The organism is Pandoraea sp. CB10b_02, from assembly GCF_002216225.1.
GTDB lineage: Bacteria > Pseudomonadota > Gammaproteobacteria > Burkholderiales > Burkholderiaceae > Pandoraea > Pandoraea nosoerga.
Genome location: NZ_NJGW02000031.1, coordinates 1 through 23,641, shown reverse-complemented (window position 1 = coordinate 23,641; position 23,641 = coordinate 1). Strand labels below are relative to the sequence as shown.

32 protein-coding genes are annotated in these 23,641 nt (G+C 61.5%); 30 read left to right on the top strand and 2 right to left on the bottom strand.

The genetic code is table 11. The features are described from left to right. Position 1 precedes the first annotated feature (1 nt). The 19 genes from CDN36_RS21140 to CDN36_RS21055 all read left to right on the top strand — a co-directional run bounded on the left by CDN36_RS21140 (position 2) and on the right by CDN36_RS21055 (position 14,877). Positions 2-1,597, top strand: a complete 1,596-nt coding sequence (locus CDN36_RS21140) for a TerL protein (RefSeq protein ID WP_287497801.1) — start codon at positions 2-4, stop codon at positions 1,595-1,597. Next, a complete protein-coding gene (locus CDN36_RS21135) occupies positions 1,594-3,174 on the top strand; it encodes a DUF1073 domain-containing protein (RefSeq protein ID WP_287497821.1) in 1,581 nt (526 codons plus the stop codon). Before CDN36_RS21140 ends, CDN36_RS21135 begins: the two co-directional genes overlap by 4 nt. Continuing rightward, on the top strand, positions 3,113-3,766 hold the full coding sequence (locus tag CDN36_RS21130; RefSeq protein ID WP_287497800.1) for a phage head morphogenesis protein: 654 nt from the start codon (positions 3,113-3,115) through the stop codon (positions 3,764-3,766). The genes CDN36_RS21135 and CDN36_RS21130 overlap by 62 nt, the downstream gene beginning before the upstream one ends. Before the next feature lie 121 nt (positions 3,767-3,887). Further along, the gene (locus tag CDN36_RS21125) at positions 3,888-5,186 is read left to right on the top strand and encodes a DUF2213 domain-containing protein (protein WP_287497799.1); all 1,299 of its coding nucleotides are present in this window, start codon (positions 3,888-3,890) and stop codon (positions 5,184-5,186) included. A 12-nt stretch (positions 5,187-5,198) separates the two neighbouring features. Next, entirely contained in the window at positions 5,199-5,687 is a 489-nt protein-coding gene (locus CDN36_RS21120; RefSeq protein WP_287497798.1) for a structural cement protein Gp24, read from the top strand. Between the two features lie 10 nt (positions 5,688-5,697). Further along, positions 5,698-6,735 carry a DUF2184 domain-containing protein gene (locus CDN36_RS21115; RefSeq protein ID WP_287497797.1) on the top strand — a complete coding sequence of 346 codons (1,038 nt, stop codon included), beginning with the start codon at positions 5,698-5,700 and terminating at the stop codon, positions 6,733-6,735. A 1-nt stretch (position 6,736) separates the two neighbouring features. Next, positions 6,737-7,006 carry an STY1053 family phage-associated protein gene (locus CDN36_RS21110; RefSeq protein WP_287497796.1) on the top strand — a complete coding sequence of 90 codons (270 nt, stop codon included), beginning with the start codon at positions 6,737-6,739 and terminating at the stop codon, positions 7,004-7,006. An 8-nt stretch (positions 7,007-7,014) separates the two neighbouring features. Beyond that, positions 7,015-7,398 (top strand): DUF4054 domain-containing protein, encoded by a 384-nt coding sequence (locus CDN36_RS21105; RefSeq protein ID WP_287497795.1) that lies wholly within the window; start codon positions 7,015-7,017, stop codon positions 7,396-7,398. A 32-nt stretch (positions 7,399-7,430) separates the two neighbouring features. Beyond that, positions 7,431-7,916, top strand: a complete 486-nt coding sequence (locus tag CDN36_RS21100) for a hypothetical protein (RefSeq protein WP_287497794.1) — start codon at positions 7,431-7,433, stop codon at positions 7,914-7,916. Positions 7,917-7,977: 61 nt separating this feature from the next. Next, entirely contained in the window at positions 7,978-8,349 is a 372-nt protein-coding gene (locus CDN36_RS21095; RefSeq protein ID WP_287497793.1) for a hypothetical protein, read from the top strand. A gap of 4 nt (positions 8,350-8,353) precedes the next feature. Beyond that, entirely contained in the window at positions 8,354-8,944 is a 591-nt protein-coding gene (locus tag CDN36_RS21090; RefSeq protein WP_287497792.1) for a phage neck terminator protein, read from the top strand. Between the two features lie 9 nt (positions 8,945-8,953). Next, positions 8,954-10,429 (top strand): DUF3383 domain-containing protein, encoded by a 1,476-nt coding sequence (locus CDN36_RS21085; RefSeq protein ID WP_287497791.1) that lies wholly within the window; start codon positions 8,954-8,956, stop codon positions 10,427-10,429. A gap of 201 nt (positions 10,430-10,630) precedes the next feature. After that, positions 10,631-11,071, top strand: a complete 441-nt coding sequence (locus CDN36_RS21080) for a phage structural protein (RefSeq protein ID WP_287497790.1) — start codon at positions 10,631-10,633, stop codon at positions 11,069-11,071. Then, entirely contained in the window at positions 11,071-11,592 is a 522-nt protein-coding gene (locus CDN36_RS21075; RefSeq protein ID WP_287497789.1) for a phage tail assembly chaperone, read from the top strand. Before CDN36_RS21080 ends, CDN36_RS21075 begins: the two co-directional genes overlap by 1 nt. A gap of 26 nt (positions 11,593-11,618) precedes the next feature. Next, complete coding sequence (locus tag CDN36_RS22620) at positions 11,619-11,702, top strand: hypothetical protein (protein WP_502920394.1); 84 nt, start codon at positions 11,619-11,621, stop codon at positions 11,700-11,702. Continuing rightward, positions 11,695-13,455, top strand: coding sequence for a glucosaminidase (locus CDN36_RS21070; protein WP_287497788.1), 1,761 nt, complete (start codon positions 11,695-11,697; stop codon positions 13,453-13,455). Before CDN36_RS22620 ends, CDN36_RS21070 begins: the two co-directional genes overlap by 8 nt. Before the next feature lie 23 nt (positions 13,456-13,478). Then, positions 13,479-14,036, top strand: a complete 558-nt coding sequence (locus CDN36_RS21065; RefSeq protein ID WP_287497820.1) for a phage baseplate protein — start codon at positions 13,479-13,481, stop codon at positions 14,034-14,036. Position 14,037: 1 nt separating this feature from the next. Then, a complete protein-coding gene (locus CDN36_RS21060) occupies positions 14,038-14,352 on the top strand; it encodes a phage baseplate plug family protein (protein WP_206111144.1) in 315 nt (104 codons plus the stop codon). Between the two features lie 15 nt (positions 14,353-14,367). Next, positions 14,368-14,877 carry a hypothetical protein gene (locus CDN36_RS21055; protein WP_287497787.1) on the top strand — a complete coding sequence of 170 codons (510 nt, stop codon included), beginning with the start codon at positions 14,368-14,370 and terminating at the stop codon, positions 14,875-14,877. A 167-nt stretch (positions 14,878-15,044) separates the two neighbouring features. Here CDN36_RS21055 and CDN36_RS21050 read toward each other — a convergent pair whose 3' ends face one another. Continuing rightward, a complete protein-coding gene (locus CDN36_RS21050) occupies positions 15,045-15,548 on the bottom strand; it encodes a helix-turn-helix domain-containing protein (protein WP_131753680.1) in 504 nt (167 codons plus the stop codon). Between the two features lie 93 nt (positions 15,549-15,641). Between CDN36_RS21050 and CDN36_RS22555 the strand changes: the two genes are divergently transcribed. The 4 genes from CDN36_RS22555 to CDN36_RS21035 are packed head-to-tail and all read left to right on the top strand — an operon-like array spanning position 15,642 to position 17,898. Beyond that, positions 15,642-15,827, top strand: coding sequence for an Arc family DNA-binding protein (locus CDN36_RS22555; RefSeq protein WP_131753679.1), 186 nt, complete (start codon positions 15,642-15,644; stop codon positions 15,825-15,827). Between the two features lie 20 nt (positions 15,828-15,847). Beyond that, positions 15,848-16,111 (top strand): hypothetical protein, encoded by a 264-nt coding sequence (locus CDN36_RS21045; RefSeq protein ID WP_287497786.1) that lies wholly within the window; start codon positions 15,848-15,850, stop codon positions 16,109-16,111. Then, positions 16,111-16,887, top strand: a complete 777-nt coding sequence (locus CDN36_RS21040; RefSeq protein WP_287497785.1) for a phage antirepressor KilAC domain-containing protein — start codon at positions 16,111-16,113, stop codon at positions 16,885-16,887. The genes CDN36_RS21045 and CDN36_RS21040 overlap by 1 nt, the downstream gene beginning before the upstream one ends. 48 nt (positions 16,888-16,935) lie before the next feature. Further along, positions 16,936-17,898, top strand: a complete 963-nt coding sequence (locus CDN36_RS21035) for a phage protein (protein ID WP_287497784.1) — start codon at positions 16,936-16,938, stop codon at positions 17,896-17,898. Here the strand turns inward: CDN36_RS21035 and CDN36_RS21030 are convergent. Next, positions 17,895-18,305: a hypothetical protein gene (locus CDN36_RS21030; RefSeq protein WP_287497783.1), complete on the bottom strand. Its 411-nt coding sequence runs from the start codon at positions 18,303-18,305 to the stop codon at positions 17,895-17,897. The two genes, CDN36_RS21035 and CDN36_RS21030, sit on opposite strands and share 4 nt — an antisense overlap. Positions 18,306-18,316: 11 nt before the next feature. Here CDN36_RS21030 and CDN36_RS21025 point away from each other — a divergent pair, with 11 nt between their 5' ends. The 7 genes from CDN36_RS21025 to CDN36_RS20995 all read left to right on the top strand — a co-directional run bounded on the left by CDN36_RS21025 (position 18,317) and on the right by CDN36_RS20995 (position 23,330). Next, positions 18,317-19,063: a Gp138 family membrane-puncturing spike protein gene (locus CDN36_RS21025; RefSeq protein ID WP_287497782.1), complete on the top strand. Its 747-nt coding sequence runs from the start codon at positions 18,317-18,319 to the stop codon at positions 19,061-19,063. Between the two features lie 156 nt (positions 19,064-19,219). Further along, a complete protein-coding gene (locus CDN36_RS21020) occupies positions 19,220-19,372 on the top strand; it encodes a hypothetical protein (protein WP_287497781.1) in 153 nt (50 codons plus the stop codon). Between the two features lie 2 nt (positions 19,373-19,374). Continuing rightward, positions 19,375-19,722 carry a contractile injection system sheath initiator gene (locus CDN36_RS21015; RefSeq protein WP_206111148.1) on the top strand — a complete coding sequence of 116 codons (348 nt, stop codon included), beginning with the start codon at positions 19,375-19,377 and terminating at the stop codon, positions 19,720-19,722. After that, positions 19,719-20,900 (top strand): baseplate J/gp47 family protein, encoded by a 1,182-nt coding sequence (locus CDN36_RS21010; protein WP_287497780.1) that lies wholly within the window; start codon positions 19,719-19,721, stop codon positions 20,898-20,900. Before CDN36_RS21015 ends, CDN36_RS21010 begins: the two co-directional genes overlap by 4 nt. A 1-nt stretch (position 20,901) precedes the next feature. Further along, a complete protein-coding gene (locus CDN36_RS21005; protein WP_287497779.1) occupies positions 20,902-21,564 on the top strand; it encodes a DUF2612 domain-containing protein in 663 nt (220 codons plus the stop codon). 59 nt (positions 21,565-21,623) lie between these two features. Continuing rightward, positions 21,624-22,490, top strand: a complete 867-nt coding sequence (locus CDN36_RS21000; protein ID WP_287497778.1) for a hypothetical protein — start codon at positions 21,624-21,626, stop codon at positions 22,488-22,490. Positions 22,491-22,961: 471 nt separating this feature from the next. Further along, entirely contained in the window at positions 22,962-23,330 is a 369-nt protein-coding gene (locus CDN36_RS20995; RefSeq protein WP_287497777.1) for a phage tail protein, read from the top strand. Positions 23,331-23,641: the final 311 nt, after the last annotated feature.

The window sequence follows — 23,641 nt, the reverse complement described above, 5'->3', positions numbered from 1 at the left end:
CATGCCCATCCCGTTCCCGTTCGACTTCCGCGCACCAGATTACGTGCAGGTGCTCGAATGGCGAGCGGAGCGTCTGAAGCGCATCCGCGCGAACCCCGGCGTGCTGCCGGCACTGCGAACGTTCTACCGCGACAACCCGGCTCAGTTCATCATCGACTGGGGCATGACGTTCGATCCACGTAACGTCGAGCGCGGGCTGCCGGCGACGATCCCGTTCCTGCTATTCCCGAAGCAGGAGGAATGGTGTCAGTGGTTCATGGAGCGCTGGAAGGCGCAGGAGCCGGGCATCACCGAGAAGACGCGCGACATGGGTATGTCGTGGCTGACGGTCGGGCTGGCCGACACGATCTGCCTGTTCCACGAGGGCGTCGCGGCAGGCTTCGGCTCGCGCAAGGAAGAGTACGTCGACAAGATCGGTTCGCCCAAAAGCCTGTTCTGGAAGGCGCGCGAGTTCTTGCGGCTGCTGCCGGCCGAGTTCCGCCGCTCATGGGACATCGGCACGCACGCGCCGCACATGCGGATCATCTTCCCGGACACCGGGTCAGTGATCACGGGCGAATCGGGCGACGGCATCGGCCGCGGCGACCGAGCCAGCTTCTACATCGTCGATGAATCGGCGTTCCTCGAGCGGCCGCAACTGGTTGACGCGTCGCTGTCGGCGACGACGAACTGCCGGCAGGACATCTCCACGCCGAACGGCATGGGGAACTCGTTCGCGCAGCGCCGGCACAGCGGCAAGGTGAAGGTCTTCACGTTCCACTGGCGCGACGACCCGCGCAAGGACGACGCCTGGTACGCGAAGCAGTGCGCCGAGCTCGACCCTGTCGTCGTCGCGCAGGAAATCGACATCAACTACGCGGCGTCCGTCGAGGGCGTCGTGATCCCGTCCGCGTGGGTGCAGGCGGCGATCGGCGCGCATCTGAAGCTCGGAATCGAGCCGAGCGGCGCGCGGCGCGGCGGTCTGGACGTCGCCGACGAGGGCAAGGACAAGAACGCGTTCGCCGGCCGCTACGGCTTCCTGCTGAACTTCCTGCGTTCGTGGTCTGGCCAAGGCGGTGACATCTACGAGACGGTCGAGAAGACCTTCGGCATCTGCGACGAGCTCGGCTACGAGTCGTTCGACTATGACGCCGACGGTCTCGGTGCCGGCGTGCGCGGCGACGCGCGCGTGATCAACGAGCAGCGCATCGCGATCGGCAAGCGGCCGATCAACGACGAGCCGTTCCGCGGCTCCGGCCCGGTGCACGATCCCGAAGGCGAGATGGTGCCGGAGCGCAAGAACAAGGACTACTTCGCCAACCTTAAGGCGCAGTCCTGGTGGGCACTGCGGCTGCGCTTCCAGGCGACGTACCGCGCGGTCGTCGAGGGCAAGCCGTACAACCCAGACGACATCATCTCGATCGACCCGGAACTGAAGGAACTGGCCGCGCTGACAATGGAGTTGTCGCAGCCGACCTACACCGTCAACGGCGTCGGGAAGATCGTTATCGACAAGGCGCCCGACGGCACGAAATCGCCGAACCTGGCTGACGCGGTCATGATCGCGTACCAGCCGGCCGGTCAGGTTCTGGACATTTGGACAAGGTTGGCAGGATGAATCGAAAGCAACGCAAGGCCGAGCAGCGGCATTACCGCGCAATGGCCGCGGATTCCGCCAACGCGAAGCGCTGGTTGACGCCGGACAGCTTCCAGAACTTTGAGGCGCGCATCGGTCTCGGCACGCCGAACCAGTCGTCCGCATACCAGTACGGGTTCGATTTCATCTCGCGCAACCGCGTGCAGATGGAGGCAATGTACCGGTCCTCGTGGATCGTCGGGCAGGCGGTCGACGTCGTCGCCGAGGACATGACGCGCATGGGCGTCGATATCGGCTCCGACATCGCGCCCGAGGACAAGGACAAGCTGAACCAGGAGTTCGAGGATCTCGCGGTCTGGGACAGCCTTTGCGACACGATCAAGTGGGCGCGGCTGTATGGCGGGGCGCTGGCGGTGATGATGATCGACGGGCAAGACGCGTCGAAACCGCTGCGCCTCGACACGATCGACAAGGGCCAGTTCAAGGGGCTCTGCGTGCTCGACCGCTGGCTCGTTCAACCGACGCTGAACGATCTGGTCACCGAGCCGGGCCCTGACCTCGGCATGCCGAAGTTCTACGACGTCGTCGCGGATTCGATGGCGCTGCCACGCCAGCGCATCCACTACAGCCGCGTGCTGCGCTTCGACGGTGTCACGCTGCCGTACTGGCAGCGCATCGCCGAGAACCTGTGGGGCCAGTCCGTCATCGAGCGTCTGATCGATCGCCTCGTCGCGTTTGACAGCACGACGATGGGCGCGGCGCAGCTCGTGTTCAAGGCGCACCTGCGCACGTTCAAGGTCAAGGATCTGCGTAAGGTTCTCGCCGCGGGCGGCCCGGCGCTGGAAGCGTTGCTCAAGAACGTCGACTTCATTCGTCGGTACCAGTCCAACGAAGGGCTGTCGATGATCGACGCCGACGACGAGATGCAGATCGACCAGTACGGCTTCACCGGCCTAGATGCCGTGCTGCTGCAGTTCGCGCAGCAGCTCGCCGGCGCGCTGCAGATCCCGCTCGTGCGGTTGCTCGGCCAGTCGCCGGCCGGCCTGAACGCGACCGGCGAGTCGGACCTGCGCACCTACTACGACAACATCAAGCAGCAGCAGGAGCGCCGGCTGCGCCGCGCGCTGAACCAGCTGTTCGAGGTGATGTTCCGCTCGGTGCTCGGCGCGAAGCCGCCCGAGGGGTTCTCGTACGACTTCCGCGCGCTCTGGCAGATGACCGACGAGCAGAAGGCGACGACGGCCAACACGGTCGCGGACGCCGTGACGAAGGTTGTCGACGCGGGCCTGATGACGCCAGCCGGCGGCATGAAGGAGCTGCGCGCTTCCAGCCATCGCACCGGCGTGTTCGCGTCGATCACCGACGAAGAGATCAAGGAAGCGGAGGACCAGCCGCCGCCCGTGCCCGAAACTGACCTGTCTGATGATGATCCGAACGATCGACCGCAAGCGCAAGCGCCGGAATCCGGTCAATCTCAACGGACCGGAAAGGGTGTATCGAACGCACCTGCGAAAGATAGCCAAGCACGTCGAGGATTTGTTCGATGGCTTTCCGCTTGGAGATCTCGAAGCGATCCCGACCATCGAGCAGCTGCTTAGGCGGTACGCCGAGGCGCTCACGCCGTGGGCCGAGGCGACCGCGGCGCGGATGCTGGAAGACCTGAATCGGCGCGACGAGCAGGCGTGGATGCAGCAGGCGCAGGAGATGTCGCGCGCGCTGCGCGACGAGCTGCGCCGTGCGCCGACCGGCGAGACGATGCGCGCGCTGATGGCCGAGCAGGTGACGCTCATCAAGTCGATCCCGCTCGAGGCTGCCAAGCGCGTCCACCGGCTCACGATCGAAGCGCTCGAGGACAGCACGCGCGCGGCTCAAATTTCCAAGGCGATTCAGGAATCCGGCGAAGTGGCGAAGAGCCGCGCCGACTTGATCGCGCGCACCGAGGTCTCGCGCGCTGCAACGTCGCTCACCGAGGCCCGTGCGCGCGCCGTCGGCAGCACGCACTACCGATGGGTGACGAGTGGTGATAGCGATGTGCGCCCCAGTCATAGAGCGTTGAACGGAAAGATTTTTGCATGGGACAGCCCGCCGATGATCAATGAGGGCACTGAAAAGAAACCAAATTTCGTTCAGCACCACCCAGGGCAATTCCCCAATTGCCGGTGTTACGCAGAGCCAATTTTGCCGGAATGACGATGGAACTCTTTACGCCCGATGAGTTGGCAGTCATGGATCCTGATGCGTACGGATCGGCGCTTGCTGAATTCGTTGTAGAAAAAATCACGGAGCGGCGCAAAACGAGCGCCTGAAGAGCATGCGGTTCTACACCATCCAGAAGCTCGGGCCGAAGCGTTCGCTGACGCCGGAAGGCTTCCTGCTGTGCGAGGACGTTCCTGTCGCGCGCACCGGCGAGATGCTGTACGCGGCCGGCGAGGTGCCGGTCGAGGCCGGCCCGGACGGGCTGATCCGCATCAGCCGCACGCCGGAGGAAGTGTTTCGCGACGAGACGCTCGCGAGCTGCATGGGAAAGGACATCACGCTCGACCATCCTGAGGACTTTGTCCAGCCATCCAACTACTCTGGCTTGACACAGGGTGTGATGCTCAACCCGAGGCGCAGCACGTCGGAGCCCGATCTGCTCGTGACCGATCTGCTGATCAAGCACCCGGACGCGATCACCGCAGTGCAGGACGAAGAAATTGAAGAAGTCAGCCTCGGATACGAGGCTGACTACGAACAGGTATCACCCGGCCGCGGGGTACAGCGGAACATCGTTGTCAACCACGTAGCCATCGTCCCTCGCGGCCGTTGCGGTCCGCGCTGCGCGATTGGCGATAAGGAACCCGAGATGAAGACGAAAGACAGCAAGCCGCGCCGCTCGGCATGGCTCGACCGCCTGATGAAGGCCATGCGGGCCAAGGACGCCGAGGGCGTCGAGGAAGCGCTGGAAGAAGGTCAGAAGGCGATGGACGAAGAGTCGGATGAAGAGCGCGAGAAGCGCGAAGCCGCCGAGCGTGACGGAAAGACGGCCGACGCGATCGCGGCGCTCGCGAAGACCGTGAAGGCGCTCGACCGCAAGGTGAGCCGCCTCGCTGCGCGCGACGCCGAGCGCGAACAGGAAACCGAGGACGACGACGAGGAAGACGACGAAACGGACGAGACGACCGACACGATCATCGAGGCCGAGCCGTCCCGCCGCGTCAGCGAGGAAGGCGTCGACCTGTACACCGGCGACTCCGCGCGACTCATCGCCGCGCGCGCCGAGATCCTCGCGCCAGGCGTGAAGCTGCCGACGCTCGACGGCCTGAAGACGAAGGATCGCGCGGCCGCGCTCTGCAAGTGCCAGCGCCGCGCGCTCGACCAGGCGTATGAAACCGACGCCGGCCGCGCCGCGATCGCGCCGTTCCTCGGCCGCCGCGCGCCGGACTTCGACACCATGCCCGCGCCGGTGGTCGACGCGATCTTCACCGGCGCTGCCGAGCTGATGCGCGCGAAGAACAACGCCGGCGCGTCGAGCGGCAAGGTGAGCACGCGCGACTTCGGCAAGGTGAAGACCATCGCCGACATCAACGAACAGAACCGCAAGTTCTGGGCGGGTCAGTCCAACCAGTAAGGAGAATGCCTCATGGGCAACGCAATTGTGTATCGCATGCCGTCGGGCATTCCCGGCGATGTGACCCGGCCGTCGCAGTCGACGATCGAGCCGGTCCCCCTCGATCCGACCGCGCCGTTCTCGGCATACGGCCTGTTCGGGAAGATCGTGAAAGGCAAGTTCGTGCCGATCGGCGCGGGCGACGTCGCCACGGCGGTCTACGGTCTGCTGGTGCGGCCGTACCCGACGCAGAGCTCGCAGGATCCGCTCGGCACGTCGACGCCGCCGACGAAGGGCATCGCGGACGTGCTGCGCCGCGGCTATCAGACGGTGAAGCTTAACGCCGGTGTCGCCGCGCTCGACGGTCAGGTGTACGTGCGCGTCGCAGCGGCCGCCGCCGGCAAACCGATCGGCGGCATCGAGGCTGCGGCCGACGGCACGAACACGATCGCCATCACCGGCGCGACGTTCATGGCCGGCGCTGACGCCGACGGCAACGTCGAAATCGCCTACAACATCTAAGGGAGCCGACATGACGACTCACAACAAGTCGCTGCTCGCCCGCGCGGCAGGCATCGTAATCGCCGGAGCGCCGGCGATCATCCGCGCGCGCACGCGCGACAGCATGATGACGTTCGACGCGCGCACGATCGACAGCACGGGCGCGTTCCTGGTCGGCGAGCTCGAACGCCTCGACCAGACGTTGCACATGCCGCTCACGTCGGTCACGTGGTCGCGCGACATCGACCTGCGCGAGGACGTGTCGATCGCCGACGAAGTGTCCTCGTTCACGAACTCGATGTTCGCCGCGGCGGGCGGCCCGTCGCCCGCCGGCAAGTCGTGGGTGGGCAAGGACGCGAATGCGATCCAGAGCCTCGGCCTGGACATCGGCAAGACGGCGAATCCGCTGACGCTGTGGGGCATGCAGATCGGCTGGACGATCCCGGAACTCGAATCCGCGCAGAAACTCGGACGCCCTGTCGACCAGCAGAAGTTCGAGGGTATGCAGCTGAAGCACAACATGGACGTCGACGAGCAGGTGTACATCGGCGACAGCGTCCTCGGTGTGACGGGCCTCGTGAACAGTTCGGCGGTCGAGAACGTCTCGAACGCACAGACCGGCAACTGGGCGACGGCGACGCCGGACCAGATGCTCGACGACGTGAACGAGCTGCTGAACAGCGCGTGGGCCGCCGCGGGCTACGCGGTGTGCCCGAGCCGCGTGCTGCTCGACCCGACGAGCTTTTCCCTGCTCGTCCAGCGCAAGGTCAGCGACGCTGGCAACATCAGCGTGCTGCGCTACCTGCAGGACAACAGCCTCGCGAACCAGCTCAACGGCCGTCCGCTGGAAATCTTCCCGTCGAAGTGGCTCACGGGCCGCGGCGCTGCGGGCAAGAACCGCATGGTCGCGTACACGAAGGACAAGAACCGCGTGCGCTTCCCGCTGGTGCCGCTGCAGCGCACGCCGCTCGAGTATCGCGATCTGCGCCAGCTGGTGACGTATTTCGGCCGCCTCGGCGTGGTCGAAGTCGTCTATCCGGAAACGATCGCCTACCGTGACGGGGTGTAACATGCAGCTCATCAACGTGGTGAAGGCGTTCACGGTGCGGCTCGTCCACGAGGGCGAGTCGATCGAGCGACGGATCGTCGCCGGCGTGCAGGAGGTCGAGGATTACATCGCCGACCACTGGTACACGAAGGCGCATACCGGCCCGCTGCCGGCGGGCGTCGCGGCCGCGCCGGCGAAGGCGGCCGACGTCGCACCGAAGTCCGACACCAAGCCGGGCGCAGCAGTCGACCCGGAGCCGTCGAAGGCGGCCGATAAGGCCGGAAAAAAGTAAGGTGACCCGTGGACGTTTCCCAGTTCAGACAGTCGTTCCCCGAGTTCGACGACACGACGACGTACCCCGACTCGCTCGTCCAGTTCTGGATGACCGTGGCGGTATCGCTCGTCAACGCAGATCGGTGGGGCGACCTGACTGATCTGGGAATCGCGCTCGTCACCGCGCACCACCTCGCGCTCGCCGTGAAGGACCAGAAGATGGCCGACGTTGGTGGCGTGCCCGGTCAGGTGTCCGGGCCGCAGTCGTCGAAGGCCGTCGACAAGGTGAGCGCGAGCTACGACACCGCGGCCGTCGCCATCAAGGACGGCGGCTTCTGGAACGCCACGATGTACGGCGTCCGTTATCTCAGCCTCGCAATGATGATGGGCGCCGGGGGCATCCAGCTTTGATGCTTGCCCAGGGCATTCCACCGGAGATCACAATGCGCGTGAAAATGACCGTCGACCGCTTGGACGACGTGCTGAAGTCGATCAGCGGCCTGGTGCGCCAAGAAGTACTCGTCGGTATCCCTGATAGCACTGCGGGTCAGAAAGAGCACGGCGAGTCCATCAGCAAAGCCGAGCTTGGCTATATCCTCGAGAACGGTTCTCCCGCGAACAATATTCCTCCGCGCCCTCATCTTGTTCCCGGCGTGGAAGAGGCGCGGCCGAAGTTCGAGCCGCAGCTCCAGAAGGGCGTCGAAGCGGCGCTCGACGGCGACCTCGAGCAGGTCCAGCGCCGGCTCAACATGGCAGGGCTGGTCACGGTCCCGGTCGTGCAGCACAAAATCAACAGCAATATTCCTCCCGAACTTGCCGAGTCGACTCTTGAGGCGCGACGCCGGAAGGGAATTACCACCGAAAAAACTTTGGTGGTGACCGGTGAGTACCGAAACGCGATGACTTACGTCGTCCGACGCAAGAAGTAGTTTTCAGTCCCCCTGACCCGAGGGCCGCCATGTGCGGCCCTTTTTCATTGGTGCTCGCGCTATGGCTTTTCTCGACGTCACCGACGTCCTGCTCGACCCGGACTTCATGGACACCGGACTGGTCTGCAACCGCATGACGCAGACGGTCGACGACTACGGTCGCGCGCATAACACCGTCGCTGCGACGTCGTTCTCGGCCGTCGTGACGAGCGACAAGGGCGACATCCTGCATCGCAACGCGGACGGTAGCCGAATCATCGGCTCGATCACGCTGCACACGATGTTCCGGCTGATTGACGGCAGCGCCGGCCACGACGCCGACGAGGTCGTGTGGGCCGGCCGCACCTACACGGTCGTGAACGTGAACGACTACTCGCACTTCGGCCGCGGCTTCGTTTGCGCCACGTGCGACCTGAAACCTCTCTCGGGATGACCCTATGACCGACAGCTCGACCGGCGGATATCTAGCGCCAGCCGTCGATGCGCCGCCGGCCGAGGACGATGCCCTCGAAGATCTGGTCCACGACCTGATCGCGGGCGTCACGGCGCTCCCCGGCGACCTCGTGCGGCCGCGTTGGCAGCCCACCGTCCCGGAGCAGCCCGAGCCGTCCGTGGACTGGTGCGCGTTCGGCGTGCAGGAGCAGAAGCCGGACGCCGGACCGGCGATCCAGCACGACGGCACTGGCGATGGGCACGACACGTACATCCGTCACCAGGACATCGACGTCCTGTGCACGTTCTACGGCCCGCGCGCCAAGGGTTACGCGCAGCGGCTCGCCGACGGCCTCGCGATCCCGCAGAACCGCGAGCAGCTGCAGTTGCAGGACATGGCGTTCGTCGGCGTCGGCGCGATTCGCGCGGTGCCGGACTTTGTCAACCAGCAATGGGTGCGGCGCTACGACATGACGGTGACGCTGCGCCGCAAGATCACCCGGACCTATTCGGTCCTCAACCTGAAATCGGCCACCGTGGCGACGACGACCGACTCGTCGACGCCCGTGGCCGGCGTTTCGAACATCCACTCGTAGGGGATCACCATGTCCAACGGATTGCCGGTTTCGCGGCTGATCAACGTTACGATCAACATGTCGCCCTTGGCGGCCCAGGGCGCGAACTTGAACAACGCCCTGCACATCGGCGCGTCGGCGGTCATCGATACCGGCGAGCGCATGCGCACGTATGGCGGCATCGACGAGGTGGCAGCCGACTTTGGCACGGCGGCGCCCGAGTATCTCGCGGCCCAGTTGCATTTCAATCAGATGCCGAAGCCCCAAACGCTCAGCATCGGACGGTGGGCCAAGACCGCCACGTCGGGTGTGCTGCGCGGCGGCGTGCTGTCGAGTGCGCAACAGGCAATGAGCAACTGGACCTCGATTACGACCGGCGCCTTCAAGATCCCGGTCGATGGCACGACGAAGACGGTGTCCGGCTTGGACTTCTCGGCCCAGACGAATCTGAATGGTGTCGCGAGCGTCATCAACGCGAAGCTCACGGGAGCAACGATCGCGTGGACCGGCTCGCAATTCGTCGTGACGTCGAACACGACCGGTACGAGCTCGAAGGTCGGTTATGCGACCGCGCCGGGCAGTGGCACGGATATTTCGGCGATGCTCGGGCTGACGAGCAACCTCGCCGGCGTGCCGGCGGACGGCATGGCCGCGGAATCGCCCGCGGACGCGGTTGCCATCTTCCTCGACCGCTTCGCAAATCAGTTCGTCGGCCTCGCATTTGCCGACGCGTCTGTCACGGATGACCAGCACGTTGCCGTGGCGCAGATGGTCGAGGCGGACCAGAAGCACATCTACGCCGTTACGACGCAGAACCCGCAGTCGCTCGATTCGACGGTCACGTCCGACCTGCTCAGCCGGTTTAAGGCACTGAAGTTCAAATACAGCTTCGCCCAGTACTCGGCGTCGAGCCCGTACACCGCCGTTTCCGCGCTCGGCCGGCTGTTGACCGTGAATTTCAACGGCAACGCAACCACGATCACGCTGATGTACAAGCAGGAACCCGGCGTGGTCGCCGAAACGCTGACCACGACCCAGGCGAACGCGATCGCGGCGAAGAACGGGAACGTCTATGCCGACTACGCCAACAGCACCGCGATCCTGCAGAACGGCGTGACGCCTAGCGGGATCTTTATCGACTCGGTCTACAACTCGATCTGGTTCCGGAATCGCATCCAGACCGACGTGTACAACCTGCTGTACCAGAGCCCGACGAAGATCCCGCAGACGGATGCCGGTAACGCGTTGATCGCGGCTGTGATCGAGTCCGCGTGCGCGGCCGCCGTGAACAACGGATACCTCGCGCCGGGCGTCTGGAATTCGGCTGGTTTCGGCGCGCTCAAGCAAGGCGACACGTTGGCCAAGGGCTATTACGTCTACACGCCGCCCATCGCGTCGCAGGCGCAGTCCGATCGCGAGGCACGCAAGTCCGTGCCGTTCCAGATCGCCGCGAAGGAAGCGGGCGCGATCCATACCGTCGACATTCTCGTTTCGGTGAACCGGTGAAATATGGCGCTGCCATCAATCGAATTTGTGCGAGAGGCGCTCGCTTACGAGCCTCTCACCGGTGAATTGCGCTGGAAAGAGCGGCCGCGTTCTCACTTCAAGACAGAACGCGGCTATCGGATATTTCGAAGCCGCTTTGCAGGCAGGGTGGCGGGTCACGTGTTCGCGAGCACGGGCTATCGTTTCGGTTAAGGGAAGAACATGGCTACTTACAGTTTTCAGGATGTCCAGGCCAACATCGTCGGTCCGGGCGCTGCGTTCTCGATCGGCGCTGGTTCGGCCGCCTCGGAAGAGGGCATTACGATCGAGGCCACCGGCGACAAGAACACCATGACGGTGGGTGCTGACGGCGAAGTGATGCATTCGCTGCACGCCGACAAATCGGGCACGATCACGGTCCGCCTGCTTAAGACGAGCCCGCAGAATGCGCTGCTGCAAGCCGCGTATGACGCTCAGACCCTGAGCAGTGCTCTGCACGGCAAGAACATCATCACCGTGTCCAATTCCGCATCGAGCGACCTGCACGTCGGTCGTGACTGTGCGTTTGCTCGGAAGCCTCGCGTGGTCTACGACAAGGCCGGGCAGATGATGGAATGGGTATTCCATGCCGGGAAGATCGACACGATTTTGGGTACCTACTGATGGCATTTGATCTCGAAATCAAAGGCAATACGTACCGCATCGGCAAGCTGTCGGCGATGGCTCAGTTCCATGTGTCGCGAAAGGTCGCCCCGTTGCTTCCGCCGCTCGTCGCCCTTTGGGAACAGGCGCTGAAGGCCGAGAAGCCGCTTCAGGACTCGCTCACCGAAATCGCCGAATTTTCGGTACCTTTCCTCGACGGTCTGTCGAAGCTTCCCGACGAGCAGCTTGAGTACGTCATCGCCGAGTGCATGGCGGTCGTGACTCGGCGGGAAGGCAGTGCCTCATTCCCCGTGTGGTCTGCGGCCGCTCGTGCACCGATGTACGAAGACATCGATATGGCGGTGATGCTTCAACTGACCGCCCGAGTTATTGCGGACAGCCTCGGCCCTTTTATAGACGGGTGGCTTATCAGCCCCGAGAGTCACCCGCAGACGACGGCGACGGATGGGCAAGTCTCCCGGGCGGCGAAGACTGGCTTTTGGCACCAGTTGTCGCAGGTCTTTGCCGGTTCGAGTCACTGAAAGATGGCACGCTAGATTTGGCTGACGTGGCGTTGTTGAACGATACGTTGGCCGTGCAGGCCGACAACCGGGTCATCGCGCGCCGATTGCAGGAACGGAACAATGGCTGATTCGAACATCATTCGAGAATTCCTCGTCGGCATTGGTTTCAAGGTCGACGACGCCAGCCAGGTCAAGTTTAAGGAAGGCGTCGAAGGCGCGACCAAAGAAACGGAGAAACTGAACAAGGAAGCCGAGAAGGCGGGGAAGTCGGCGCTCGCGTTGGGTGCCGCCATACTGGCAACGGGCGCGATCATTGGCAGGAGCGCGTTCAATCTCGCCTCCAAACTCGAAGACCTTCACTTCGCATCGCAGCGCACCGGTGCGGCGGCGAGTAGTTTGAAGGCGCTTTCGACCTCCGCCGAAGATGTCGGTGTTTCCTCGCAGGAGGCTTTGAGTAGTGTCGAGGGATTGGCGCGTTTCATGCGCAATACGCCGGGCGGCGAGGGGCTAATTAACGACCTTGGGGTTAAGACACGTGATACGAATGGGCATCTACGTGATACGGTAGACATCCTCAATGACATCGGCGCTGAGCTCTCCAAGAAGAAAGAGTTCGGCGAAGCAAAGGCCATAGGCTCGGTGCTCGGAATCAACGAAAACCTCCTCTGGGGCATGCGCAACCAGAAGTACTTCTCGGACTATTCGAAGTACAAGCAGGACTACGCCGAAAGCGGCGTTGACAAGCGAAGCGGTCAGGCGCACGACCTCATGGGTAAGTGGCGTGACCTCGTCGCTGGCGCCGAGGGGAAGCTCGGGACGGTCGGGCTATGGGGCGTAGGCGCAGGGGCGACTGCTGCGGGTTCGGCGTTGGCCTTTGCCGCTGGGAAGAGCGCGATCCAGAAGGCGGTTGGGAGTGCCATAGGTAAGGGAGTCGCCGAGGCGGCGGCAAAGTCGGGAACGAGTGTCGCTGCGAAGGCAGCATCTGGTGCTGCAGAGGTAGGGGCGACCGGGGCGCGTTTTGGGCTACGTCGGCTGCTCGGATTCCTCGGCCCGATCGGCACCTTCATCATGGGCATGACCGAGAGCAAGGATTTGAACGTTGGGGAGGCAGATGATTTGGCACGTCGACGCAAGCTCGGCATCACGCTCACGGACGCGAACGGCAATACAACCAACGCAGGCCATCCGCTGACGACACCCTACAAGACTCCCAATCTTGCCGATACCGCATTTGGCCGGCTGATTGCGCGCGGTGAGGGGGACTACGGAAGCGTGAATCTTGGCAAGCAAGGAAACTACCGGGCGTCCACGGTCGATCTTTCTAGTATGACCGTTGCGGAGGTCATGAAAGCTCAAGCGAGCGGGCAGTTCAATGCGGCGGGCCGGTATCAGATCACCAAAGGAACCCTATCTGATGCGGTTAAGTTCCTCGGTCTGAGCGGCAACGAGAAGTTTGATAAGGCTACGCAGGACCGTATTTTTGAGCAATATCTCGTCGGCCATAAGCGGCGCGCCATTGGTGATTACCTTTCCGGTCGAAGCGAGGACTTGCGCGCCGCACTGTTGGCGGCAGCGAAAGAATGGGCCAGCGTCGCCGATCCAAGAACCGGGCGCAGCTACTACGACGGGATAGGAAATAACAAGGCGTCTATCGGCCTCGCTGAACTGGAGGCGGCGCTTAAGAACTCAAGGGCGCCCTTGGGGGGTGAACTGGCGATGCGCAGCCCGAAGGAGATCAAGATTGATGCGCGGCAGGATATCAAGATCCAGGTCACAGGAAGTGGAACTGCTAAGCCGCAGGAAGTGGCAGAAGCGATTTCCAATGAGCAACAGCGGATGAATGCTGATTTGCAACGTAATCTAGGTGAGGTGGTGTCGTGAGCGCTCTTGATTTTTTTGATGTGATGACAATCACCTCGAAGACGCTCGGAACGATCCGCATAGGCGTGACGATCGAAGAGGTGTACAACGACGAGTTGCAGATTACCGAGCATCCGGTCGAGAAAGGCACTCCTATGACGGACCATGCCTTCAAGCGCCAGCCTGACGTGGTCCTTAAATGCGGCTGGTCGAATGCTGATTGGTCTGCCTTGTTGGGGAGTTCAGTCGTCACCTTCGATGATTTTGGTAGTACGACTCAGTCGAGTTACATCGACGGCATTTATTCGAAATTGCTCGCTCTGCAGGCGTCGTGCGTGCCGTTTGACGCCGTGACCTCACGTCGCAAGTACTCGAACGTGCTGCTGCAAGGTTTGCGCGTCGTGCATGACGCGAAGACGAGCGGTGCGCTAATGCTCACGGCGACGCTGCGGCAGATCCGGATCGTCCAGACCAAGGCGACGAAATTGCCGCCGCGGGACGATCAGGCGGATCCGTCGCGCACCGCCGAGACACAGAACACCGGCTCGAAACAGGCGGTGCCGGCTACGCCGGCGCCCGGTGGGTCGGTCCCCCCGCAATGACATGGCGAGCTACTACGAAATCCCGTTTTCCCCCACCCCGCAGACGTTCCGGATCACGCTATCGAGCGTCGAGTACATGCTCACGGTGCAGTACCGCGCTGCCGGCGGCGCCGGCTGGATTCTGGACATCGCAGACGCGGCCGGTGCGCCGATCATCGGCGGTATCCCGCTGGTGACTGGGACCGACCTGCTCGAGCAGTACCGGTATCTCGGCCTGGGCGGCCGCATCTGGGTGCAGGGCTCGGATGATCCGGACAATGTCCCGACGTTCGGCGACCTCGGGGTTGGATCGCACGTTTTCTGGGTGACGGACTGACCTGCAATGGACACTATGGACGAAGACAACAGGAAGAACCTTCTGCTATGGGCCGAAAAGGCCGCGATCGAGAACATCAAAGCTCATCACGCATCTACGGACATCATCGCAAAGGAGGCGGCAACGACTCTTACCGTGTTCTTGGCCGCAATGGGCGGGGGATTTGCTTTCGCGATGAAGGCGTTGGATTCGAACGGTTGGACCTGGTTGGCGGTCGGAGCTTCAGTATTTGCCGGATGGTTTCTGGTGCTTAGCGCGCTGCTCGTAACGAAGTGTCTCAAGGTGCGAGCTCTGCCACCAATGTTTAATGAGCCCGACAACCTCTACATGCCGCAGCATGCCTATTTGGATGTGCTCGAGTCTGAGTTGAAAGGGTTTCAGCGGCGGATCGAGGCAATCGGTAAAGAGAACGGGCGAGTTGTGCGTTGGCTGAATGGCCTTCGCCTCGCGGCCGTTCTCAGTCCGGCTCCTACCGCTTTGGCTGCGGGTTGCTTGGCTTGGTCGGCGCGGGCGGTTGGCGGTTGAAGCCGTCCTTGGTGGGCGTCCGATAAATTGGGGTTTTCGGATCTGGCACCACTGGCTTATTATCGGAAGAGCTCATGCGGACTCGGTTGTTTATCAGGTGTAGGAGCCGGTAAACATACCAGAGTCGATGACTTGCCCCGCTTCGGCGGGGTTTTTTGTTTTCTGGGTTACAGATTAGGGTCGTCCGTTTCAAGGCCTCCGGATGTTGGCTTCGCGATGCCATATTCCTTTGCCAGGATTTCGGCGACCCTTCTCGCGATTTTCTCGTCTGTCGAGGACAGCCTGTCACTGCCGATTTTGGAGAGCAGCACGTATGACGCTGTTTCGCTGAGCAGCGTACTAACGCTCTTGCCGGACTCAACGGCGAGCTTTCTGAGCGCGATGAATTGCTCGTCAGATAGGTTCACGGTAACAACCCGGCCACGTTTATTTGGGTCTTCTTTTTCGATGTCATTCACGCTGCCTTCGCCCGTTTCGAGCCACTCGGGGAGCACATCCAACGCCTCGGCGAGACGCTGAATCATCTCCGGGCGAGGCTTGTTCTTCCCCATTTCGTAACGGGATAGCTGGGTTGGCGCTATTCCTACGCGAGCGGCCAGTTCGGCTTGGCTCAGCTTCAGGCCAGCCCGAGATCGGATGATACGCGCGCCGATGCTATCTTTTGTGTTCATAAAAGTACATGAAGGTATTGCAATGTACTTTGATGTGCTCTATGATGAGCACATCAGGACATTTGATGACGGATGTGTACGGGAGTATAGACGATGGGCAGACAGCGTAGCGTGACCCTTGCGGTGAAGGTACGTCCGGAGGTTCGGGATTGGCTGATGGACGTTGCACAGCGGCAATTCAGATCTGTGTCAGCAGAGGTTTGTATGCGCCTGGAAAGTGCATACCAAAAAGAAAACGCCCAACCGGCGGCAACCGGTCAGGCGTTGGTACAGCAGTGATCCACTAGCAAAGGAAGATCATGAAGAATGATAACACGGCAGCAAACATTAGCAAGGCCGCACCGACGCTCGTTGAGCGCCGGGTCATCGACCTTTCGAGCATGATGGACAACCAGGTCCGCTACATGCGCGCGCTGTTCATCGCCATCAAGGCGACGTCGGAGGAATCGTCGAAGGTCGCCGTCGATCTGGCCGCACTCGGTCAGTGGGTGGCAGAAAACGCCGAGGACTTCCTCGACGTGGGCTGCAAGGACGTTCTGTCGGCCAGCCGGGAGGTGCACTGATGAACAACGTGATCTTCGGCGGCTCGGATGCCACACTCCGGATGACCAGTCAGGAAATTGCCGATCTGGTCGAGAAGCGCCACGACAACGTGAAGCGCACTATCGAAACCCTTGCAAATCAAGGGGTTATCGTCCGTCCTCAAATTGAGGATGAACCCGGTAATGATGCGATGGGTCGCCCCCGCGTCACGCAGGTTTATGTCTTTACCGGCGAACGTGGCAAGCGCGACAGCATCGTCGTCGTCGCACAGCTTTCGCCTCAGTTCACGGCCCGGCTGGTGGACCGGTGGCAAGAACTGGAAAGCGGCGTAGCTGCGTTGCCCAAGACGCTGCCCGAAGCTCTGCGCCTCGCTGCCGATTTGGCCGATCAGAAAGCGAAAGCTGAAGCGGCGCTCGCAATTGCAGCACCAAAGGTCGAGACGTACGAGCGGATTTCCGACGCCGAAGGCTCGATGTGTATCCGTGATGCTGCCAGCACGCTCCAGATGCAGCCGAGCAAGTTGACCGCGTGGCTGCACGCGAACGGATGGATCTACCGCCGAGCCGGTAAGTCTGGCTGGCTCGCGTACCACGACAAGCAGCAGGCCGGGTATCTGGTGCACAAGAGCACACCCTACGTCGACCGAACAACGGGCGATGAGCGCGTTAGCGAGCAGGTGCGCATTACGATGCGCGGGCTGACGAGGCTAGGAGAACTGGTGCCGCGCGACGAGTCCAGAATGCGGCGCGCAGCCGGATATGCGCATCGCGCGAATCACGGAGCGGTTCATCACTGACGATGCAGTAGCCCTCGGCAAGTCCGAGGGCATTCATTCGAGACGAGAATGACAACCCAATACCTTCGGAAGGCCTCGCTGATCGTTGGCGACGACACTGGTGATGCGCTTGATTTCTCCGAATTTCGCATCGTCTTCCAAGTGCGGCGAGGTGACGTTCAAACACCAAACTCAGCGCTGATAAAGGTGTACAACGTTGCCCCGAACACGGCGGCGAAGGCGCTCAAGGACTATACGAGGGTGCGGCTGTCCGCTGGATATGGCGCCATTCCCGGACTGATTTTCGACGGGATCATCAAGCAATCGTGGGTCGGGCGTGAGAGTGCGACGGACACGTTCTTGGCAATTAGCGCGGCCTCTGGCGATGCCTGGTACAACAACGCCGTGATCAGCAAGACTTTCGCCGCCGGTTCCACGGTGGCAGACCACATCCTGGCTGTGACCGAGACGCTGCCGAAGTACGGCCTTAGCGTTGGTTACATTCCCGAGTTTCAGTCGAACCCTTTGCCGAGAGGTCAGGTATTTTTCGGCATGGCTCGAAACGCCATGCGGAACATCGCGCAGAACTTGGGGGCAGACTGGAGCATTCAGGACACGAAGTTCCAGATTGTTCCGAAAGACTCGTTTATCCCGAGCGAGGTCGTTGAAGTCAATTCGGACAGCGGGATGGTGGGTACGCCGACGCAGACCCAAAACGGCGTTGATGTCCTGACGCTGCTGAACTCGAACCTTCGTGTGTCCACGTTGATCAAGCTGGATAACGATTCGATCCAGAGGTACCAGTACGGGCTGTCTGTCGCGGATACGGAGTCAAACTCCAATGCCAAGTACTTTGGCCGTCTCAATTCGAGTGGTTATTACAAAATTCTAACGTGCGATCACACTGGCGATACGCTCGGCGGTCCGTGGTACTCATCGCTAAAGTGCATTAGCGCTGATCTGACCACGGCGCCCCAATTCATCCGTAACAAATCAGTAGCTGGTCCTGGCGCTGTAAAGCCTTGGGGCTAACGGCACTTTTTCTGGCCTGGTAGTGCAGCAGTCTCTGCAACGGGGCGAATTATCTCGGCGACTCCATTCCCGACTATCTTTGCCTCGGCAAACATTGAGGATGGTTGGATGCTCTGATTGCCAAGCGGATCAATGAATATCACTCGCTCGCCTAGCAGCGCACCCCAACAACCGACGATGTGGTGATCGGGGCTTTTCAGTTCATACCGGCGCAAATTCTTCTTGTCCGCCAAGGGGAGTGGGCATTGTGTTTTGGCATAGAGCACATACGCTTCCCTGCTTAGATGAACGGTTGTCCCGGTGCACCTGACCTCACCTGTTGCCAAGTCAGCGCCGAAGACGTAGACGTTCTCGGCGTGAGCCACCGCCGGAATAGCGATCAACAGAGCGACAGCGATCTTTCTCACTGATTTTCCCCATGGACAAAAACGAACGGTACAGCGACCAACAAGAGGTCATACGGACAGCGATTCAAGCTGCGCTATCAAATGTTTGGACCGCACTTCCCGGCATCGTCCAGTCATTCGATCCGGCCGCAATGACGTGCATTGTACAGCCGTCGATAACCATGATGGTTCGAGATCCTGACGGCTCGGCATCGTCGGTTGCGTTACCTCTACTGGTCGATTGTCCAGTGCAGTTTCCTGCCGGCGGTGGCTGTACCTTAACGTTTCCGGTGGCGCCGGGGGACGAGTGCCTGGTGGTTTTCGCGTCGCGGTGCATCGATGCTTGGTGGCAGTTGGGTGGGGCGCAGGGGCAGGCAAAGTCGCGCATGCACGATCTCTCTGACGGTTTCGTTCTGCTCGGCACACGGTCCCGCCCGCGCGCGCTGTCTGGCGTGAGCACCGTGTCGACCCAGCTTCGAAGTGACGATGGGGCGACGTTCATTGACCTCAACCCGACAACCCAGAAAGTGAAGATCGTCGCGCCCGGCGGATTTGACGTCGTGGCACCGCTGGCCACTTTCTCGCAGGCGGTCACCATCACGGGCCTGCTGACGTTCGTCGGTGGCATGGTGGGGAGCGCGGCGAGCGGCGCGGCGGCGGTGTTCAACGGCATCCTGAACGTGATCGGCCAGATCGCCGCGAACGGGAAGCGAGTGGACGACACCCACACCCACAACAACGTGCAGCCCGGCTCGGGCAATTCCGGCACGGTGAATTAGTCTGGAGTTACAAAGACGAGCGAGTTTATTTATAGGTGTCTAGTCTGGCGCTATGCGTTTCAGACGGAAATCTCAAAAAAGCGAAAGCCCCGGTCTGTTAGCGCAGCCGGGGCTTTCTGTTTTCCACCCTCTGTCGAGCCAGAAGGAAGAACCTGAATGAAGTTTACGAAGATGAATGTCTCTGGTCAACTGGATGCCGACGGCGCAAAGAGGTTCGCTTCACTTGTCGGCCAAGCATACGTAATTGCTGCTGCCGGCGCCGCATGCGCTGGTGCTGCCGCGTTGATTTGGGCTATTCGCTGGTGGTGACCATGCGATACAGAAAAGAAGACGCTGACGGCGATTACGTCCTCGGCGGGGCCGCTGCATTCCTCGTCGACAGCCCCGAGACGGTCGCACAGGCCGTTTCGACGCGGCTTCGCCTGGTCAAAGGCGAATGGTTTCTCGACAAGACCGTGGGCATGCCTTGGCAGCAGGTCTTGGGCAAGAACACGCAAGCCACGGCCGATAGCGCGATCAAGCAGTGCATCCTCGGCACGCAGGGCGTTGTCGAGATCACGGACTATTCGAGCGAGCTCAACGCCGAATCACGCGCGCTTACCGTCACCGCGACGATCAACACGGTCTACGGATCGACGACGATACAGGAAACGCTGTGACCATCACTACGACCGCACCGACCATCGACGCGACCGGGATACACGCCCCGACGTATGCGGACGTGCTGGATTATCTGCAGACTCAGTATCGAGCCATTTTCGGTTCCGACACGTACCTTGAGCCTGACAGCAAGGACGGGCAGTTTCTCGCGATTATCGCCGCGGCCATCAACGACGCGAACAGCGCTGCGATCGCCGTCTACAACAGCTTCAGTCCGGCGACAGCGCAATTCGCCGCGCTTTCGAGCAACGTGAAGATCAACGGCATCCAGCGGCACGAAGCGTCGTACTCGACCGCGGACGTGCTGCTCGTCGGGCAGGCCGGGACGACGATCACCAACGGGTTGGTGCAGGACAGCAATCAGGTCAACTGGGCGCTGCCGGCGTCCGTCACCCTTCCCCCGGCTGGGCAGATCACCGTGACCGTCACATGCACGAAAATCGGCGCGATCGAGGCGCGGGCCGGCACGATCACGAAGATCATGACGCCGACCCTTGGCTGGCAAACTGCAACCAATCCGTCCGACGCCGCGCCCGGCGCCCCGGTGGAATCCGACGCCGCGTTGCGCGCGCGCCAGAAGACGTCTACGGCCATTCCGTCGTTGACCGTCTTCGATGGCACCATCGGGGCCGTGGCAAACGTCCCGGGCGTCACCCGGTACGCGGGCTACGAGAACGACACCGACGCGACGGACGCGAACGGATTGCCGGCGCACTCGATCGCACTGGTGGTTGAGGGTGGCGACGCGACAGCGATCGCAAATGCCATTGCAGCGAAGAAGGGGCCCGGCGGAGGCACCACGGGCAGCACCGCGGTCACCGTCAACGACGTCTATGGGCACCCGATCGTCATCCGGTTCTATCGTCCGTCCAACCAGGCAGTTTCGGCGGTGGTTCGGTTCAATGCGCTCGCCGGATTCACTACTGCGATCAGCCAGTCGGTGCAGCAGGCAATCTCGGACTACATCAACTCGATTCCGATCGGCGGCGGCGCGCCCGGGGTGGTCGAGTGGGATGCGTGTATCGCGGCCGCCAAGAGCGTGCCGGGCGCCAATACCTTCAAGATCGTCTCGCTCGTGCTAAGCGGCCCGGCCGGCCCGGGAACGCCGGACGTTCCGCTGGCATTCAATCAGGCGGCAACCTGTGCGCCGGCCAGTATCACGATGACACCGGTTTGATATGGCAGACGTTACCGATTACACCGGCAAGATCACATCCGAGCACGCCGACAAACCGAAGTTCTCAGCGATGGTGGCCGCTGTCGCTCAGTGTTTCGTTGACGCTCAGAATGGCCTTGCGGCGATGCCGGCGGCGTTCGACTTGGACGGGGCTGTTGGCAAGCAGCTTGATAGTGTGGGGCTTTGGGTCGGTGTCTCGCGGATCGTTGCAACGCCGCTCACCGGCGTCTACTTTTCGTTCGACACCGCGGGACTTGGATTCGATCAAGGCGTCTGGAAAGGACCGTTTGATCCCGACGCCGGCGTCACATCACTCGACGACGACACCTACCGCCTGCTCATCAGGGCACGAATCGGCGCCAATCACTGGGACGGCACACTGGCGGGCACGAAGGCGATTTTCGAGCAGATTTTCAACGGCGACACGCACGTCTACCTGCAGGACAACCAGGACATGTCGATCACGGTCGGCATATCCGGAAAAGTCCCGTCAACTCTCTTTCTCTCGTTGTTGTCCGGCGGATACATCCCGATCAAGCCGCAGGCCGTTCGGGTGAGCTATTACCTCGTGACGTCTGCGGACGGCGCACCGCTCTTCGGATTCGACATGGGCAATGACTACGTAGCCGGGTTCGACGCCGGCGCGTGGGCAGCACCGCTTTAATCACTTCGCTGGTCTTCTCTCTGCTCGCGTTCTCGAGCGAATTACACACGGGTTTCAACATGGCAACTAACGATTTCCTGACGTTCGCGGGTGGGTCTGGCGCGAACGTACTGTCGCAAGCGGACTACGCCGCGCTCAAATCCATCCTGAGCAACGGCTTCTCATCTGGCGTGGCGCAGTCCGCGCAGGTGAATAAGGTGCTGCGGCAGGCGAGCATTATGTCCGCGGTGGTAGCGAAACTGATTTGCGACGTAACGGCAAAGGACGCCATTGACGATGGGACTACCGCGACGCTCACAAGCAACCTTATCGAGGCGATCCAGGCGATCGGGGATGCCCGATACCCGAGGGCCTACTCGATCGCCGCACTGCCGACCAAGAACGTCGGGCCGATTACGGTGATCGAGGCAGGCGAGATCTGGCTGTGGACCAGCACCCAGTATTTCACCGGCTATCGCTCGCCGTTATGCGGCCGGCCGCTCGATGGGCATACGACGGTTCCGCTGGCGAGCGAGGTCGATGCGGTCGGCGGCACGTTGAGCAAGACCGCCTACGCAGGTTTGTGGGGCTATGCACAGGAGAACGGGTTGGTGGTTCCCGCCGCCTCGTGGACGTCCGGAATGCACAGGTTCGTCGACTTGGGGGGCAACAATTTCCGATGCCCGGATCTGCGCAACCAGTTCCGTCGATACACCGGAACTGACGCTGACACTGCAAATGCGACTACGCTTGGTTCTTACAAGACGGATACGTTGCGGAGTCACAGCCACGGGCTGAGTCCGACATATATTTCGACAGACCTTTCAGGTGACGCAAACATCGGATCCGGGTCTTACCAGATCCGGCGAACGAGCGCCACGCAGACGTTTGGATCGGCTGAAACCGCACCAAGGCACACCGCATATGCACCTCGTATCCATGTGTAGCGTCCGCTTCACTGCAAATGCGCGGACGCTCGGTAGCACTCAAGCACATGCATTCGCTAGCCATTCGCACCCTATGCCAATTCCTGCTTTTAGCTCGAACCAACTGTTCAACCCGGGCGCAAATTCGACCGTTTATCAAGGGCTGGGGCCGCCGAATTCGGCAACATCTGCAACCGGTGGATCTGAGCCCCGTCCTGTGAATACCGCCTACGCACCGCGCCTGCACGTCTAGACGTGGATTCGCGGCGCGTATGCGGTGTTGATGGGGCGCGTCTCCGATCCACCTGCATCATTCGTGGCGCCAATAGGTGAATCGCCTGGAGTTTGCATCACGGCGGAGTAGTTACCGGCTGGGAATACCGTACTTGAGGGGAACATCTTCAGCGGATGCGAGTGCTTTGCGAGCGCCGCGATCTGGGGAGTCCCAAGCGTCCGCGCATTTGCAGTGAAAGTACCTTTAGGAGAGAAGTAATGGAAAAAAAGACCGTATATCAGACCGACGAGCACGGGTTCTTCCTGTATTCGGCCACCGCGCACGAGTTGCACCTGTCGCCCGGCAACTTCAATGTGCCCTACGGCGCGGTCGAAGTGCAACCGCCGACCGTCGAAAGTGGCAAGGTGCCGATGTGGGATGGAGCAAAGTGGTCGGTCGTGGAAGACCATCGCGACAAGACGCTCTATGTCGCTGAAAGCGGTCGTGAATACCAACTCGGTACCGCAGTGGAAATTGACGGTGAAAGCGTCACCTACGACGGTGGTGGGCCGATTCCGTCGTGGTTGACGACGGTTGATCCTGCCTCGATACCGTCTGATCCAGTCATCCCGGAGTCGCAACAATGAACATCGCACCGAAAGCCGAGAACGCCGCATGCGAAGAGGTGTTGGAACAGCAGCGACAAAATGAATATGTGAGCTGGCTTACTGTCGCCGACGGCGCTCCGGCTCGGTCAGAATTTCGATGGGTTCCACGTAATGATTAGGCTTACTGATAGGCACAAGACTATCCGTTATTTTAAGAGAGTCCTTGTGTCCTCAGATACGTGGGGCCGCTCCACCGCTCCACGATACGAAAAGGAGATCTAGATGAAGAAGGTAGTAATCGCAGCATCGGTCGCAACCGTTGCGGGGGCGGCCATTCTGGCGGGCTGCAT